Genomic DNA, 16,172 nt, shown 5'->3' with positions numbered 1-16,172 from the left:
ACCCAGATTCACAACTATTCGAAATCACATCGCGGAGGCATCATGAATGCTCAAAGTAAGAGCCGGCAACTGACGCTGGAAACGCTCAGGGAACTCGTCGACACTGGCGAAATCGACACCGTCGTCGTCGCCATCACCGATGCCCTGGGCCGCGTGCAGGGGAAGCGTTGCGGCGCCCGTTCCTTCCTCGAAGACGTCCTGGACCACGGTGCGGAAGGCTGCAACTACCTGCTCGCAGTGGACGTCGAGATGAAAACCGTTGACGGCTACGCCATGTCCTCCTGGGAGACCGGCTACGGGGACATGGTGATGAAGCCGGACATGTCCACGCTCCGCCGCGTCCCTTGGCTGGAGGGCACCGCGATGGTGCAGTGCGATGTCCTGTGGACCGACGGAACCCCTGTTACGGCATCCCCACGGCAGATCCTGAAGGCACAGCTCGAACGGCTAGAGAAACTCGGCTACCGAGCCCACATCGGCACGGAGCTTGAGTTCATCCTGTTCGACGACTCCTACGCGCAAGCCTGGCAAAAGAACTACAACGGGCTCACCCCCGCCACGCAGTACAACGTTGACTACTCCCTGCTGGCCACATCCCGCCTCGAACCGGTGATCCGCTCCATCAGGAACAACATGGAAGCCGCCGGCCTGATCGTGGAGTCCTCCAAAGGGGAATGCAACCTGGGCCAGCAGGAAATCACCTTCCGCTACGACGAGGCACTTGCCGCCTGCGACAAGCACAGCTTCTACAAGAACGGTGCCAAGGAGATCGCAGACCAGCAGGGCAAGAGCATCACCTTCATGTCCAAGTTCAACGAACGCGAAGGCAACTCCTGCCACATCCACATCAGCCTCACGGACCTTGACGGCAACGCGGTCCTGCCGGGCGACGGCGAACACGGCTTCAGCCCCGTCATGGAGCGGTTCATCGCCGGCCAGCTCGCGGCGCTGCGCGAGCTGGCTTACTTCCTGGCCCCCAACATCAACTCCTACAAGAGGTACGTCGAGGGCAGCTTCGCCCCCACGGCCATCGCCTGGGGAATGGACAACCGCAGCTGTGCGCTGCGCGTCGTGGGACACGGACCCGGGCTGCGCACCGAAAACCGGGTGGGCGGCGGCGACGTGAACCCCTACCTGGCGGCAGCGGCCCTGGTCGCCGCAATCATCCACGGCCTGGAAAACGACCTCCCGCTGCCGGCGATCACCAAGGGCAACGCCTACGACTCCGACGCCGAGCGGCTGCCCACCACCCTCCGCGACGCCCGGGCCCTGCTCGCCGAAAGCAGCATCGCCCGCAAAGCCTTTGGCGACGAGGTGGTGGACCACTACGTCCACGCCGCCGGCGTCGAACTCACCGCCTTTGAAAGCGCCATCACAGATTGGGAGCGTGTCCGTGGCTTCGAACGGCTCTGAACGCTACCGCCCCAAGATTGCCCTGACCAGTTACTACCAGGAGGCATCCTGGGGAGTCTGGAAAGGCACGGCCGCCATCCTGCCCGGCACCTACGTCGAGGCGGTGGCCGCCGCGGGCGGCACGCCCATCCTTCTGCCGCCGATCGGCACCGACGAATCGGTACTGGACCTCGTGGACGGGCTGATTGTGGTGGGCGGTCCCGACGTCGATCCGTCCCTTTACGGGGCGGCACCGCACCCGCTGACAGCACCGCAGCCGTTGCGCGATGTCCATGACACCGCCCTGACCCGGGCGGCCCTGGCACGGGAACTGCCGCTGTTCTCAATCTGCCGCGGAGCCCAGCTCCTAAGCGTCGCCCTGGGCGGCTCGCTGGTGCAGCACATTCCGGACATCAACCCGGAAGCCAACTACCAGCCGGCTCCCGGCGTGTTCGGCGAGGCCGCCTTCAGCACCGAAGCGGGGAGTCGCATCGCAGGACTGCTGGGCACGTCCGGCACGGCTCCCTGTTACCACCACCAGGCCGTCGACGCTGTACCCGCAGGGCTACGTGTCACCGCGCGTTCGGTTGACGGCACCATCCAAGCACTGGAAAGCGAGGATGACAGCTGGGTCCTGGGGGTGCAGTTCCATCCGGAACAGAATCCGGCAGACCTCCGGCTCTTCCACGGCTTCGTAGCGGCGGCCGCCGCCTACCGCGCCGGGCGCCCGCTGCAAATCACCGAAACCACGAAAGCGATGTCCACACCATGACCGCCACTGTTTTTGACGTCATCAACCCGGCCACCGAAGAAGTCATTGAATCGGTACAGCTGGCCGGCACAAGCGACGTCGATGCAGCGATCGCCCGTGCCGCGGCCGCATACGAAAGCTGGCGGGCAGTTGCTCCTGCTGACCGGGCCCTGCTGCTGCGCCGCTTCGCCGCCGCCGTCGACGCCGATCTGGAAAACCTGGCCCAGTTGGAAGTCCGGAACGCCGGCCACACCATCGGAAATGCCCGCTGGGAGGCCGGCAACGTCCGGGACGTGCTGCAGTACTACTCGGCGGCTCCGGAACGGAACTTCGGCAAGCAGATCCCGGTGGCAGGGGGCGTGGACATCACGTTCCAGGAGCCCCTTGGCGTAGTGGGCGTGATCGTGCCGTGGAACTTCCCCATGCCGATCGCCGGCTGGGGCTTTGCCCCCGCGCTCGCTGCCGGCAATACCGTGGTTCTCAAGCCCGCCGAAGCGACTCCCCTGACGGCCATCCGCCTGGCTGAACTGGCGTTGGAAGCCGGCATCCCCGAGGGCGTGTTCCAAGTGGTCCCCGGCAAGGGATCGGTGGTGGGCCAGCGCTTTGTCACGCACCCGGCAGTCCGGAAAGTCGTCTTCACCGGTTCCACCGCAGTGGGCAAGCGGATCATGGCCGGCTGCGCCGATCAGGTGAAACGGGTGACCCTGGAACTGGGCGGCAAAAGTTCGAACATCATTTTCGCAGACGCCGATCTGGAACTGGCTGCCGCTGCCGCGCCCGGCGGCGCATTCGACAACGCCGGGCAGGATTGTTGCTCGCGTTCCCGGGTCCTCGTGCAGCGCACGGTATACGAGCGCTTCCTGGAACTGCTCGAACCCGCGGTGCTCGGCCTCGCCGTGGGGGACCCCTCCAAGGAATCCACGGACATGGGGCCGCTTATTTCGGCCCAGCAACGTGCGGTCGTGTCCTCGTTCGTGCCCGACGGCGCACCGGTCGCCTTCCAGGGCAAGGCTCCTGAGGGCGCGGGGTTCTGGTTCCCTCCAACGGTACTGACACCGCAGGCCGATGACCCCGCCTTCACCGAGGAGATCTTCGGACCGGTCCTTTCGGTGGTCCCCTTCGAGGATGAGGCCGAGGCAATCAAGATCGCCAACAACACCGAGTACGGGCTTTCCGGGTCGATCTGGACTTCCAAGGTGGACAGGGCCCTGCGGGTTGCGCGCGGCGTGGAATCCGGGAACCTGTCCGTGAACTCGCACTCCTCGGTGCGGTACTCCACCCCTTTCGGCGGCTTCAAGCAGTCCGGCCTGGGCCGCGAACTCGGTCCGGACGCCTTGGCGGCCTTTACCGAGACGAAGAACGTCTTCATCTCCACCAACCCCGCCTGAGCCGTTTCCTTTCCAACAACCAACCATCCTGCAGGCAAGTACAAGGAGCCAAGAATGAACGCAGTAGTTTCCAACCGCCTCGAAGGCCGCAGCGCAGTCATCACCGGCGGCGCGAGCGGCATCGGCCTGGCCACCGCGCGCCGCATGGCCGCGGAGGGCGCGCACGTCGTCATCGCAGACATCGATCCCACCACCGGCGAAGCAGCGGCTGCCGAGGTCGGCGGCCTGTTCGTCAAGGTCGATGTCACGAGCGAAGAAGAGGTACGGAACCTCTTCGCCCAGGTCAAGGAAACGTATGGCAGCGTGGACATCGCCTTCAACAACGCCGGCATCTCCCCCGCGGACGATGCTTCGATCCTGGACACCGGAATCGACGCCTGGCGCCGTGTCCAGGAAGTCAACCTGACCTCCGTGTACTACTGCTGCAAGTACGCCATCCCGTACATGCAGGAGCAGGGCAAGGGTTCCATCATCAACACGGCCTCCTTCGTTGCCGTCATGGGTGCCGCCACCTCGCAGATCTCCTACAGCGCGTCCAAGGGCGGAGTGCTGTCCATGAGCCGGGAGCTCGGCGTCGAGTTCGCACGCCAGGGCATCCGTATCAACGCCCTCTGCCCCGGACCGGTGAACACCCCGCTGCTCAAGGAACTCTTCGCCAAGGACCCGGAGAAGGCCGCGCGCCGCTTGGTCCATGTCCCGCTGGGCCGGTTCGCCGAACCCGAGGAACTGGCCGCCGCCGTCGCGTTCCTCGCCAGCGACGACGCTTCCTTCATCACGGCATCGACCTTCCTTGTGGACGGCGGGATTTCCGGGGCCTATGTGACACCGCTGTCCTAGATTGCCGCCCCGGCTAGGCTGCTTCCGCAACCGGCCGCTGTTTCCGCCGCCATGGAAACAGCGGCCGGCCGCCTTCTGGCGCCGCCCCTGAGGCAGGCGTAGGGTCGTGCTTGGCTGACAAACCGTAACCGCCGGCGAAGTAGCCGGTGGACCCGCCGTCAAGGAGCCGCCATGGCCGGATGGAACGCCGATACCGCTGCCGGTCCTTTGGGCGCCTCCGTGACGCTCGTCGACGGCGCGAACTTCTGCATCTCCGGCCTGGCCGGGGACATGTATTCGGACCGCCCGCACGGCGTCTTCCACGCCGACACCCGGATCATTTCCCGCTGGCGCCTGACGGTCAACGACGTCACCCTGGAGCCCCTGGCCGCCCGCAGCCTTGAGCCGTACCGCGGCGTGTTCATCGGCCGCCCGGGGCGCCTCGCGGGACGGGCGGACAGCCCGCTGATCGTCGAACGCCGGCGGGAGACCGGCGTCGGGATGGAAGAGCGCATCACGGTGCGCAACCATTCCCGCGAACCCGCGGTGTGCAACCTCGAACTCACCCTTGACGCGGACTTCGCCGACCTTTTCGAAGTGAAAGACGCCCGGATCACCCGTTTCTGGGAACAGAAGCGCCGGGTTGAAGGTGATTCCCTGTTCATCGAAGGCACGTGGCGCGGGGCCCGCAAAGGGGTGGCGGTCCATGCCCCGGACGCCTCCGTGCGTCACGAAGGCCTGGGCTACACGCTGGTGGTCCCGGCCCATGGCAGCTGGACCGTGACGGTCACCGTTTCCCCGCTGTCCGACGGCGGCAAGCCGGACGGGTCTTTCCAGCACCTGCCGTTCCGCCACCTGAGGTCGGCTGAGTCCCCCGCGGGACTCCGGCGCCAGGAGTGGATCCGGAAGACACCGGCCCCGGAAATCGGCAATCCCTCTTTCGCCAGAACGCTGCAGCGCAGCCAGGAGGACATTGGCGCACTGCAGATCGAAGACCCCGAACGGCCGGACCGCACAGTGATGGCGGCCGGTGCGCCGTGGTTCATGGCCCTCTTCGGCCGGGACGCCCTGCTCTCCTCCTATATGGCCCTCACCTTGGATCCCAGCCTGGTCCTGGACACCATGTGGAATCTCGCCGAACGGCAGGGCACCAAGGTGGACCCGCTCACTGAGGAGCAGCCCGGACGGATCCTGCACGAGGTGCGCCCGGGCATCGGGACCACCCTCGCGCTGGGCGGGAAATCCGCCTACTACGGGTCCATCGATGCCACCCCGCTGTTCGTGGGACTCCTCGGCGAGGCGAGCCGCTGGGGCCTGGGCCGGGAGCAGTTGGCCGCGCTGCTGCCTTACGCGGACCGCGCCCTGGACTGGATCAGGGACTACGGCGACCTGGACGGCGACGGTTTTGTGGAATACCAGAGGCTCAACGACCAAGGACTGGTGAACCAGGGCTGGAAGGACTCCTGGGACGGCATCAACTTCGCCGACGGGCGGCTGGCCGAGCCGCCCATCGCGCTGTGCGAAGTCCAGAGCTATGTTTACAGCGCCTACACAGCCCGGGCCTGGCTCGCCTATGACGCCGGCGACTTCGCCTTGGCGCGAGAGTACCGCGAACGCGGGGCGGAACTGAAACGGAAGTTCAACGAGGCGTTCTGGATGCCGGACCGCGGCTATTACGCGATCGCCCTCGACCGCGACAAGCGGCCCGTGGATGCCTGCGCCTCGAACATGGGGCAGTGCCTGATCAGCAGCATTGTCGACGTGGACAAGGCGCCGCTGATGGTGGAGAAGCTGATGTCTCCGGAAATGTTCAGCGGCTGGGGCATCCGCACCCTCGCCTCGGACATGGGCGCCTACAACCCAGCCAGCTACCACAACGGTTCGGTGTGGCCGCATGACAATGCCCTGATTGCCACGGGCCTGATGCGCTACGGCTTCGTGGCCGAGGCGCAGCGGGTGGCGATGGCCCTGTTCGAGGCCGCGGAGTACACCGGCCACCGGCTGCCGGAGCTGTTCTGCGGTTTCGATCGCTCTGAGTACCCCGAGCCGGTGCCCTACCCGACGTCATGCTCGCCGCAAGCCTGGGCCGCCGCCGCTCCGGTGCAGCTGCTGCGCGTGCTGCTGCGCCACGATCCGCACGTGGCGCTGAAGGGACTGTGGCTGGACCCGGTCCTGCCCCCGGAACTCGGCGATGTCCGGATCAGCAACTGCCCCATCGGCGATGCCCGGATGACGATTACGGTGAAAGACAATGTGGCAACGGTGGAAGGTCTCCCACCGGGCATTACCCTGCATCAAGGAGCCAGGCCGGTGCTGGCGGAACTGGTGGAACTTGCGGAAAAGCTAAGCCCCACCACCTGAGGAGAGCCCCCATGCGGATAGGCCTGATCGCACCGCCCTGGGTCCCGGTCCCGCCGACCGCCTACGGCGGAACCGAGGCCGTGATCCACGCCTTAGCCACGGGCCTCGCGGCCGCAGGGCACAGCGTGGTGCTCGCCGCGTCCTCGGACAGCAGTTCCCCGGTGGAACGGCCCGGCGGCTTCGCCCCGGCGGCGCGTTCCGGAATGGGACAGAGCATGTCCGAACTGCCCCACGTGATCCGGGCGTACGACGCCCTGGCCGGCGTCGACCTCATCCACGACCACACCCTCATAGGTCCCTTGTACCGGCACCGCCCGCAGGACATTCCGGTGGTCTGCACGATGCACACGGGCATGACCCCGGAGCTGCGCAGCGTCTACCGAATGATGGCCCGCGATACCGCGCTGGTGGCGATTTCCCGCAACCAGGCCGCAGCCGCCCGGGATGTGCCCATCGCCAGGGTCATCCACCACGGTGTGGATCCCGCCACCATCCCGTTCGGCGACGGCCGCGGCGGCTACGCCCTGTTCCTGGGCCGCATGGACCCGTCGAAGGGTGTCGTGGAGGCGGTCATGGCGGCACGCTCGGCAGGGATGCCGCTGCGGATCGCGGCCAAGATGAGCGCCCGGGAGGAAATCGACTACTTCCGGGATGCGGTGGAGCCTTTGCTCGGCGGCAACGAGGAATTCCTGGGCGAACCGGATGCCGGGGGCAAGCTGGAACTGCTGGGCGAGGCGCTTGCGCTGATCAATCCCCTGCAATGGGACGAACCTTTCGGGATGGTGATGATCGAATCGCTCGCCGCCGGGACGCCCGTGGTGGCGGCGCCGCGGGGCGCAGCTCCGGAGATCGTCGACGACGGCGTCACAGGCTTCCTCAGGAACGGCACCGAGGAGCTGGGCCTGGCTTTGCGCGCGGCGGCCGTGCTGGACCGGCGGGACTGCCGGGCCGCCGTCGAACGCCACTTCAGCGCGGAACTGATGGCACGGCGCCATGCCTCCCTGTACGCGGAGTTGCTCGCCGGGGAGCGGCGGCCCGGCCGGCCTTCCTAACGCTTGGATGTCCTAGTATATTTTGCAAGTGATGCGGGCCCCGGCTGCGGACGGCCCGTGAAGCGAAAGGCACGCCATGACTGTCACCGAAGACTTCCGTGCGGCCCGCGACCGGCTCCTGGAGCTGCGCACGGACTATGCCCTTGCCCACCGTGAATTCCAGTGGCCGCGCTTCGAGCACTTCAACTTCGCGCTCGACTGGTTCGACGCCATCGCCGCGGACCCACTCAAGGGCGGCAATCCCGCATTGGTGATCGTCGAGCAGGACGGCAGCGCCACGCGCCGCAGCTTTGCGGAACTTTCGGAGGCCTCCGCCCGCCTGGCCAACTGGCTGCGCGGCCAAGGCGTGCAGCGCGGGGACCGGATGATCGTCATGCTCGGCAACCAAGTGGAACTCTGGGAGCTGATGCTGGCCGGCATCAAGCTGGGCCTGGTGATGATTCCCACCACCACGCTGATGGGTCCGCGGGACATCGCGGACCGGGTGGAACGCGGCGGTGCCCGCTGGGCCGCCGTCGGGAGCGCGAACATCGCCAAGTTCGCTGAGGTGCCTGGCGACTACACGCTCATCGAAGTGGGCCTTGGCCTCACAAACGGGGCGCTGCGATACGCCGATCATGCGTCCGAAGCGGCGGAGTTCGTGCCGGACGGCCCCACCCGTGCGGACGAGACGATGCTGCTGTATTTCACCTCCGGCACCACCTCACGCGCCAAGCTCGTGGAGCACAGCCACAGCTCCTACCCGGTGGGCCACCTGTCCACGATGTACTGGATCGGCGTCGAGCCCGGGGACGTGCACCTCAACGTAGCCTCCCCCGGCTGGGCCAAGCACGCCTGGTCCAATGTGTTCACGCCGTGGATCGCCGAAGCCTGCGTGTTCGTCTACAACTACGAACGCTTCGACGCCAAGGCCCTCATGGAACAGATGGACCGCGAAGGCGTCACCAGTTTCTGTGCCCCGCCTACGGTGTGGCGCATGCTCATCCAGGCGGACCTCACCCTGCTGAAGAACCCGCCCAGCAAGGTGGTGTCCGCCGGCGAGCCGCTCAACGCCGAGGTGATCGGGCAGGTGGAACGCGCCTGGGGCCAGACCATCCGGGACGGCTTCGGCCAGACCGAGTCCACGGTGCAGGTGGCCAACACCCCGGGCCAGCCGGTCAAGACCGGCTCGATGGGGCGGCCGCTGCCGGGATACGACGTGGTGCTGGTGGATCCCGCCACCGGCGAGGAATCCGACGACGGCGAACTCTGCCTGCGCCTGGACCCCCGGCCCGTGGGCCTCATGACTGCCTACTACGGCGACCCGGAGAAGACAGCCGAGGCGTTCCGCGACGGCTACTACCACACGGGCGACATGGCCAGCCGGGACGAAAACGGTGTCATCACCTACGTGGGCCGGGGCGACGACGTCTTCAAGTCCTCCGATTACCGGCTCTCCCCCTTCGAACTTGAGAGCGTGCTGATCGAGCACCCCGCCGTGGCCGAGGCCGCCGTCGTTCCGTCCCCGGATCCGGTGAAGCTCGCGGTGCCGAAGGCCTTCGTGGTCCTGGCCCCGGGCTACACGCCGGGACCGCGGGTTGCCGAGGACATCCTGCGCTACTGCCGCGAACACCTGGCACCGTTCAAGCGGATCCGCCGCCTCGAATTCGCCGAGCTGCCCAAGACGATTTCCGGCAAGATCCGCCGGGTGGAGCTGCGTCAAAGCGAAGTGAAACGGCACGGCGAGGATGGAAAACCGGGTGCGGGCCCGCTGCCGGCCGGCCTCGGCGTCGAGTACTCCGAGTCCGAGTTCCCGGGCCTAAGGGACTGAGGCACCATGGGAACTCCGCTGCCGCGCGACCCGATCGCCGACGCCCGCCGCAACTGGGAGCGCCACGGCTGGGGTGAGGTCGCCGCGCCGATGGCCGCCATCACCGCGATCATGCGCACGCAGCAGATCCTCACGGCCCGGATCGAGGCGGTGCTCAAGCCCCTTGGCCTGACCTTCGCACGCTACGAACTGCTGGCCCTGCTCGGCTTTGCCCGTAGCGGCGCGCTGCCCATGAACAAGGCGAGCGCCCTGCTTCAGGTCCATCCCACCTCGGTGACGAACGCCGTCGACCGCCTGGAAAAGGCCGGACTGGTGGTCCGCTCACCGCATCCGACCGACGGCCGCACCACCCTGATCGAGCTCACCTCGGAGGGCCGCACCCTGGCGAAGCGCGCGACGACGGCCCTCAACGCGGAGGTGTTCGCCCAGTCGGGCTTTGAGGACAATGATGTGGAGCAGCTGATCCAGGTGCTGGGCCGCTTCCGCAAGGCCGCGGGCGACTTCGAGGACTGACGCGAAACCGTTGTGACCGAGAACTCGATCCGCGTCGAGCGGCACATACGTCTCAGTGGCCGGAAAAGCAGCCAGAGCCTGAACATGATGTCGCCAGTTAGCTGGGGAGCAGCTCCCGGAGCTCATCGGTCATTGCGTCCAGCAAGTCAGGTCTGCCATGGAACTGAGCAGGCGTGTTCTGGAAGAGCTCGATTACCCAGGCTCCGTTTTCGACGGCGGCGACCATCGTTTGATGCGCATTGAGCTCTGGTGCGATGTCGTCCTTACCCGGGGGCACCAGCCCGGCGATGGCGACAAGAAGTGCGGTGTCGGAGCCCAAGGACCGCACGCTCTTGACTTTCGTTACGTACCGGGCTGTGACGTGGTCTTTGAAAATAGGATCGAGATGCTCAAGGATGTCGGCGGGACCGATTGCGGTACTGCCATCAAACCCAATCTGCACTCCCTGGGATGCGAACTGCTTAGCCATTCCGCTGGCATCGCGGTGGTTCCAGGCATCGATGAGCGCCGCGTAAAGCTTGCGAACCGCTTCCAGGCTCGGTCCTTGCATGCCTGTGCCCCTTTCAGTTGATTGCTTCATTGTCGTCTGGGGGCCTTTGCCCGGGAAGAGGACGACGTGTCTGCGCCCTGTCACTCCCCGAGCCGGAGTCCCGGAATTCCCAACGCGAAATCGGGGCCGAGCAGCTCGCCGGAGGTCAGGACCCCCACCGTGGCGCCTGACTCCAAGCGCAGCGCCGATTCAACGGCGATCGCCGCCGTCGTTTCCGTCCCGGCCGCCTCCACCCACCCGTCGGCAACGGCGCCGTGGCTGTTGCTTGCACGCAACCAGATACGGGACAGGGGTTTGGGGGATCCGTCCGGCCCGGCCGGGGTGCTGCGGGCACGGGACGGGAGCCGGAAGCCGGCCCGGGCCCAGTGCCGTGCGAGCGGAACGGCCAGGCGGGAGAGCCAGGGCGCGGCCCGGCTAGTGTAGTAGGCCGCGACGTTCGGCACTCCGGTCGCCCGGGCCACTGCGAAGACCTCACCGCTGCCGATCGGAACGGCGGCACGGGCGCCCTCGGGCAGGCGAAAGGGCAGGACGTTGTCCGGAGTCCGCATCAATTGCCCCGCATCGACGCTCCAGCCGCCCGCCGCCAGAAGCGCCGACGACGTCCGCCGCACGCCCTCGCTGCGCGTGCCGCCGGGCGAGGACCGCACGATGGTCACGCTGTCAGCATCCGGGATCCTGCCTAGCACCCGGTGCGCGAGTGACTCGACGACGGCGGTGGCGAAGCCCGCCCCGGGGACGACGGCGACATCCGCCTGACGGGCGGCCCGGTCCCGGGGCCATGCCTCGAGGAACACGGCCAGCTCATTGGACACGTCAAGGTAGTGGCAGCCGCTGCGGAGGCACGCCTCCATCAAAGCCGGCGCGGTCCTGGCCATCGGACCTGCGGCGTTGACGAGCACCCGTACTCCCCGCAGGAGGCCTTCGAGGAGGACGGGATCGTCAACGGGAGCGCTCCGCCACGGAACACCCACGGCCGCCGCAGCGGCCGCCACCTTGGCAGGGTCCCGTCCGCCCACGGACGTATCCAGGCCTGCCGTTCTTGCTGCCCGGGCAATCCGCAGGCCCACGGCCCCGCAGCCGTACACCATCAGAATGGAACCCACCCCCGTAAGCCCTCGCGTCGCGCTGTAATGCGCGGCCACCCCGCCCCCATTGGCTACACTGTGCTTCATTATGGTGCAAAAGGCGGGACGGCCACGGAATGCAGGCCTGGATGTCGCTCTTATCCAGGCAACGGAAGAACTGATTCTCCACAAAGGGTTCGGCGGGCTGTCCGTCGAAGCCATTACGGCAAAGGCCGGAACCACCCGCCCGGCTTTTTACCGGCGCTTCGCCGGCATCCCCGACCTCGTGCTTGCCTTGATGCTGGAACGCTTCAGCGTCGATTTGGACGTCGAATTCGATTCCGGGAACCTGCCCGCAGACCTTGAAGCAATCCAGCGGGACCAGGTGGCCCTTTTTGAGGATCCGCTGGTCAAATCCAGTTTCGCGGGATTCCTGAATTCCCTGCACGACAACGATCAATTGAGGTGGGCTTTCCTCGAGAAATTTTTCGCCCCACGGAGGGCTGGTGTGGCTACAATCATCCGTAGGGCGGAAACCCGGGGAGAAATCCCGGAATGCACGGATGTTGAATGGATTTGCGACCTCATCACCGGCCCGCTTGTAATGCGTATCCTGTTGCCCGGGCTTCTGCCATTGGACGAAAAGATAGTTTCGAATACAGTTGCCAGCGCCCTTAGCGCGCTGGGCTATCGCTCATCTTAGGGGAGATGCTGCATGGATGGCCGGTTAGCGCGGACGCTTGTGCATAAGACGTCCGAGGACGCCGTATTGATCGGCCGGCCCCGCAGTTTGCAGGGGAACCACTGGGAATTCGACGCCGAACTCCCCCGGGATGCATCCGCCCAGGATCCCAGCGGGATTCCGACCCTCTTTGGAGTCGAACTCATGCGCCAGACTGCGATCGCCTACGCGCATTTGCAAGGTGGAGTGCCACTGGACTGGGCCCTGCTCATGAACGAACTAAGTTTCAGGTGGCTGCGGGAAGTTCCGGCGAACGAGGGAGGCCCGCTCATTGGCTGCGTCGCCGTCAGCACCCTGGCAGCCCAGCAGCGAAACAAGTTGCTCAGCGGACTCGAGCTGGAAGCATGCTTCCTCGCCGGGGGCGTACCACTGGGCCAGGGCCGGGGCAGGCTGAGCTGCCTGTCACGCACCGCCTATCGCGCCATCAGGAGAAACGCCCCGGCCGTGGACCGGACCGCGGGGGCGCCGTTCCGTACCGGCTTGTCGGACGTCCAGCGACACGGGGATGAACTGCAGGCAGGATTGGCGTGGGACTGGGACGACCCGTTGATCTTCGACCATTTTTCGGATCATTTGCCCGGCATCCTGCTGGCCCGCAGCATGCTGGATGCACACCGCGTCCTCACAGGTTTCGAGGCAGCGCATTTGGACATCAGCTGCGAAAACTTCGGTGAGTTCAATGCGCCCGTGATGGTCTCGGCTTTCCGTTCGACGGCCGATGAAACGCACATTTCCATCACCCAACTCGGGCGGACTCTTGCCACGGGCCTATGCCACGGCTCGCGGCCAAATACCCCGGCTCCGCCACTATTGACCATGGACTCTCCGGGCGCCTAGAATCCGTTACGGAGCAAGTCGTAATTAAAACGGGGGCAGGACCTTCCTGCAATTAGAGGATGGGGGATCCGCTATTCAATCGTCAGTCGATCCGCATCCTCGAAAAAACCCACCGGCCTTCACGCCCGTCGTCACGGCAAGCTGTAGCGGATAAATCCCCCGGTTGACCTGCGCCCTCAAGGCGCCGCTATCTCTCGATTTTCCGGCCTCACTCGTTTCGTGGCCGGCCTCCGGAATTGCACAACATTTCCGGCAAACTGTGCAGCCCTTGCGCAGTAATTCACTGAAACATGCCTCTATGCGGTGGCGCAAAAACGCGAATGCCGCCGCCAAAGTCCAGATGGGGGGAAATCATGCTGCGCTGCGCCGACGTCGCTTCCGGCGCCACAGCCTTTTGAAAGCGATCCGGACGGCACGCCACCGCAGGCGGCCGGACGTGAAGCACCAGTCAAGGAGTGAAATGACATGAGCAATGCAATTGATTCGATCCTCCACCTGGAATGGGATGCACTCGACATCCCCAACACCGACCATCCCCTGGCGACGACCCGCCGGTACGCGGTCCCGACACCCCAAAACGCCGAGGAAAACGACAAGGCCTGGAACCATCTCTATGGCGCCATGATCGCCGGGCTCGGGCTCAAGCCCGATTCCTTCCAGCTGAACTACCCGTTCCTGACCTGGGATTGGCCCATCACCAACGTCGGCTACACCTCCGCCGCGCAGTACGATTTCTGCGCCACCGCGCCGCAGTTCAGCGCAACCGGGGCTTACGTGTCCTCGGGCGTGAAGTTCAACGACGCCTACGGCCAGGTGCTCAACGTCGTCGCCGCGGACACGAGTGATCCCGTCCTGGAGCAGAAGATCAGCCAGGCACGGAACGTGCTGAACATCGCGACCAACGACTACAAGATCACCTATGACCAGGCGAGCCGGGCCTACGTGCAGGAGACCGGCGGCACCAACGACCCACCGTTCCTGAAGTGGCTGGGCAGTTTCAGCGGAAAGTCGTGGGCGGTCCAGCTCGACGCCGCGGACAAAACAGTCCAGGCCAAGCAGCGCGTCCTGAACCAACTGCTGTCCGAAACCACCACGCCCGGCCTGAATGACGCGATCGCTCGCTACGGCACCAAGGACTACTACACTCTGCTGCAGGACCCTTCGCTCAGCACGTTCCCTGCGGTGCCGGCCTATTCGATCGGAATGGACGCAACCACGTGGCTGCAGAAAGTCCAGGCGGGAACCGGCGGAAGCAGCGGGGAGATCGGCTTCAGCAACAATCAGGCGCAGTACGACTACAGCAAGACCTGGGCCAAAGGCAGCGCCTCCGTCGGCAACTTCTTCTGGAGCGTCAATGTCGGCGGCTCCTGGGAGAGGATCGACGAGTTCGCCACCGACAACTCGCTTGAGGTGACGGTCAAATTCGAGGCCTGGGACACGGTCTCGATCGGGGCGGGCCTCTGGTACAACGGGGCCTTCGTCAAGAGCGTCTCGGAAGGCCCGTTCATCCGCGGCTACTCGGCGTACGGTGGCGGCGGCGAGAAGGCGGTGTGGGGTCCGAACGGCATCATGAACGTCCAGAAGGTGGGCATGGTGGTCGGCTACAAGCCCTCGTTCAACATCAAGGTCAGCAGTTCCGCCTTCACGTCCTTCTCGAAGAAGTGGGAGGTTTCCTCGGGCGTGCGGATCGGACCGTTCGACTTCAGCGGGGGCGGTGGCAGTTCCTCCTCCGGATGGACCGCTGATTCCGCGACAAGCACCTTCTCGGGAACCTCGACGGCGGAAACTGCCCTGGTCCTCGGAACCACCATCGCGCTGGTCAACCCGGAATAGGACCCCGACGTGGCCCTCAATCGGGAGCAGATCGAACCGGTGCTGCAGAGCGTCAGTCCGTGGCTTTCGAACGCGAACATCACCGGTCTCACGGTGGGTCCGAAAGCCGTCAGCGGCCGGCAGACGGATGACCTGGCCGTCGTCGTCCACGTCGTGGAAAAGAAGCCGTCGTCAGAGCTGGGAATTGACGACCTTCCGGTACCGCCTTTCGTGGAAGTCCACGCCCAGGACGACGGCGGTGCACCGCGCGTGGAACACGTTCCCACCGATGTGGTCAAGTCAGGAGTGATCCGGCTCTGTCAACTGGATGGCAGGGTCAGGCCCGCACCTGGCGGATACAAGATCGCCGTGTCTGATGGCTTCTTCACGGACGCCACCGGAACCCTCGGCGTGAACATCACCTGGGGAGGCCGGTTCCGCCTGCTGACGAACAACCACGTGATCTCCATGAACGGGACCCGTGGTCCCACCGTCTACCAGCCGGACTGGGCGCTGTGGGGCAATACGCTCACCACGGTCTCCGGCTACGAACCGGTGGTGACTTACGCAAACCGCAACCAGCCCAGCCCGGTTTTCAACAGGACGGATCTGGCGTGGTGCGACATGACGGCCACGGACGGCGATCCGGACATCCACGGCATTGGCGTGCCTGTCGGTCTCCGCGGCCCGGCGGTCAACGATGCCGTGCAGTGGATCGGAAAGACCACCGGCGTGGTGCAGAATGCCACCATCGCCAGTGTGACCGGACGGTTTGTCATGGAGTTCATGGACGGCCGCTGGGCCTGGTTCAGGGACGTCATCACGTTCAATCAGGGAACGGTCCGCCAGGGCGATTCGGGTTCCGCTGTCTTTGCCACGGCGGATTCGAAGGTGGTCGGGCTGATCTTCGCCAACGACAGCCACAATGCCGGCTTCGGTGTGCAGATCCCCTGAAACCGACATCCAAAATGAGGGGTCCTGCCCTGCCGCCCAGCGCGACAGGACAGGACCCTCCCAAAGTACCGCCCTTTGTACTCCTGCGGCAGCCTTTTCAAGGGCGCAGAAGGTTCAAGGGCACAGAAGG

The 16,172-nt window shown here is 65.6% G+C and carries 14 protein-coding genes; 12 read left to right on the top strand and 2 right to left on the bottom strand.

All coding sequences use genetic code 11. The features are described from left to right. Positions 1 to 42 precede the first annotated feature (42 nt). The 8 genes from ACZ9CK_RS01290 (at position 43) to ACZ9CK_RS01255 (ending at position 10,083) form a co-directional block, all read left to right on the top strand. Positions 43 to 1,413 carry a glutamine synthetase family protein gene (locus ACZ9CK_RS01290; protein WP_476049012.1) on the top strand — a complete coding sequence of 457 codons (1,371 nt, stop codon included), beginning with the start codon at positions 43 to 45 and terminating at the stop codon, positions 1,411 to 1,413. Beyond that, a complete protein-coding gene (locus tag ACZ9CK_RS01285) occupies positions 1,394 to 2,164 on the top strand; it encodes a gamma-glutamyl-gamma-aminobutyrate hydrolase family protein (protein ID WP_476049011.1) in 771 nt (256 codons plus the stop codon). The genes ACZ9CK_RS01290 and ACZ9CK_RS01285 overlap by 20 nt, the downstream gene beginning before the upstream one ends. Continuing rightward, positions 2,161 to 3,531, top strand: coding sequence for an aldehyde dehydrogenase family protein (locus ACZ9CK_RS01280; protein WP_426301968.1), 1,371 nt, complete (start codon positions 2,161 to 2,163; stop codon positions 3,529 to 3,531). The genes ACZ9CK_RS01285 and ACZ9CK_RS01280 overlap by 4 nt, the downstream gene beginning before the upstream one ends. A gap of 54 nt (positions 3,532 to 3,585) precedes the next feature. After that, positions 3,586 to 4,368: a 3-oxoacyl-ACP reductase gene (locus ACZ9CK_RS01275; protein ID WP_426301967.1), complete on the top strand. Its 783-nt coding sequence runs from the start codon at positions 3,586 to 3,588 to the stop codon at positions 4,366 to 4,368. A gap of 171 nt (positions 4,369 to 4,539) precedes the next feature. Further along, positions 4,540 to 6,708 (top strand): amylo-alpha-1,6-glucosidase, encoded by a 2,169-nt coding sequence (locus tag ACZ9CK_RS01270; RefSeq protein ID WP_426301966.1) that lies wholly within the window; start codon positions 4,540 to 4,542, stop codon positions 6,706 to 6,708. An 11-nt stretch (positions 6,709 to 6,719) separates the two neighbouring features. Further along, the gene (locus tag ACZ9CK_RS01265) at positions 6,720 to 7,760 is read left to right on the top strand and encodes a glycosyltransferase (RefSeq protein ID WP_476049010.1); all 1,041 of its coding nucleotides are present in this window, start codon (positions 6,720 to 6,722) and stop codon (positions 7,758 to 7,760) included. Positions 7,761 to 7,836: 76 nt separating this feature from the next. Then, entirely contained in the window at positions 7,837 to 9,570 is a 1,734-nt protein-coding gene (locus ACZ9CK_RS01260; RefSeq protein WP_476049009.1) for an AMP-binding protein, read from the top strand. 6 nt (positions 9,571 to 9,576) lie between these two features. Further along, complete coding sequence (locus tag ACZ9CK_RS01255; protein WP_476049008.1) at positions 9,577 to 10,083, top strand: MarR family winged helix-turn-helix transcriptional regulator; 507 nt, start codon at positions 9,577 to 9,579, stop codon at positions 10,081 to 10,083. 97 nt (positions 10,084 to 10,180) lie between these two features. Here the strand turns inward: ACZ9CK_RS01255 and ACZ9CK_RS01250 are convergent, their stop codons facing one another. Next, complete coding sequence (locus ACZ9CK_RS01250) at positions 10,181 to 10,633, bottom strand: SgcJ/EcaC family oxidoreductase (protein WP_476049007.1); 453 nt, start codon at positions 10,631 to 10,633, stop codon at positions 10,181 to 10,183. 80 nt (positions 10,634 to 10,713) lie between these two features. Next, on the bottom strand, positions 10,714 to 11,736 hold the full coding sequence (locus tag ACZ9CK_RS01245; RefSeq protein ID WP_476049006.1) for a saccharopine dehydrogenase NADP-binding domain-containing protein: 1,023 nt from the start codon (positions 11,734 to 11,736) through the stop codon (positions 10,714 to 10,716). 70 nt (positions 11,737 to 11,806) lie between these two features. On the opposite strand from ACZ9CK_RS01245, the gene ACZ9CK_RS01240 reads away from it, so the two are divergent. The 4 genes from ACZ9CK_RS01240 (at position 11,807) to ACZ9CK_RS01225 (ending at position 16,042) form a co-directional block, all read left to right on the top strand. Continuing rightward, the gene (locus tag ACZ9CK_RS01240) at positions 11,807 to 12,400 is read left to right on the top strand and encodes a TetR/AcrR family transcriptional regulator (protein ID WP_476049005.1); all 594 of its coding nucleotides are present in this window, start codon (positions 11,807 to 11,809) and stop codon (positions 12,398 to 12,400) included. A gap of 39 nt (positions 12,401 to 12,439) precedes the next feature. Continuing rightward, entirely contained in the window at positions 12,440 to 13,276 is an 837-nt protein-coding gene (locus tag ACZ9CK_RS01235) for an AfsA-related hotdog domain-containing protein (protein WP_476049004.1), read from the top strand. Positions 13,277 to 13,741: 465 nt separating this feature from the next. Beyond that, positions 13,742 to 15,109 (top strand): hypothetical protein, encoded by a 1,368-nt coding sequence (locus ACZ9CK_RS01230; RefSeq protein WP_476049002.1) that lies wholly within the window; start codon positions 13,742 to 13,744, stop codon positions 15,107 to 15,109. Between the two features lie 9 nt (positions 15,110 to 15,118). Further along, the gene (locus tag ACZ9CK_RS01225; protein WP_476049001.1) at positions 15,119 to 16,042 is read left to right on the top strand and encodes a hypothetical protein; all 924 of its coding nucleotides are present in this window, start codon (positions 15,119 to 15,121) and stop codon (positions 16,040 to 16,042) included. The last annotated feature ends 130 nt before the right edge of the window (positions 16,043 to 16,172 follow it).

This window comes from Arthrobacter sp. TE26545 (assembly GCF_056279005.1).
This window is presented reverse-complemented; position numbering and strand designations above follow the sequence as displayed.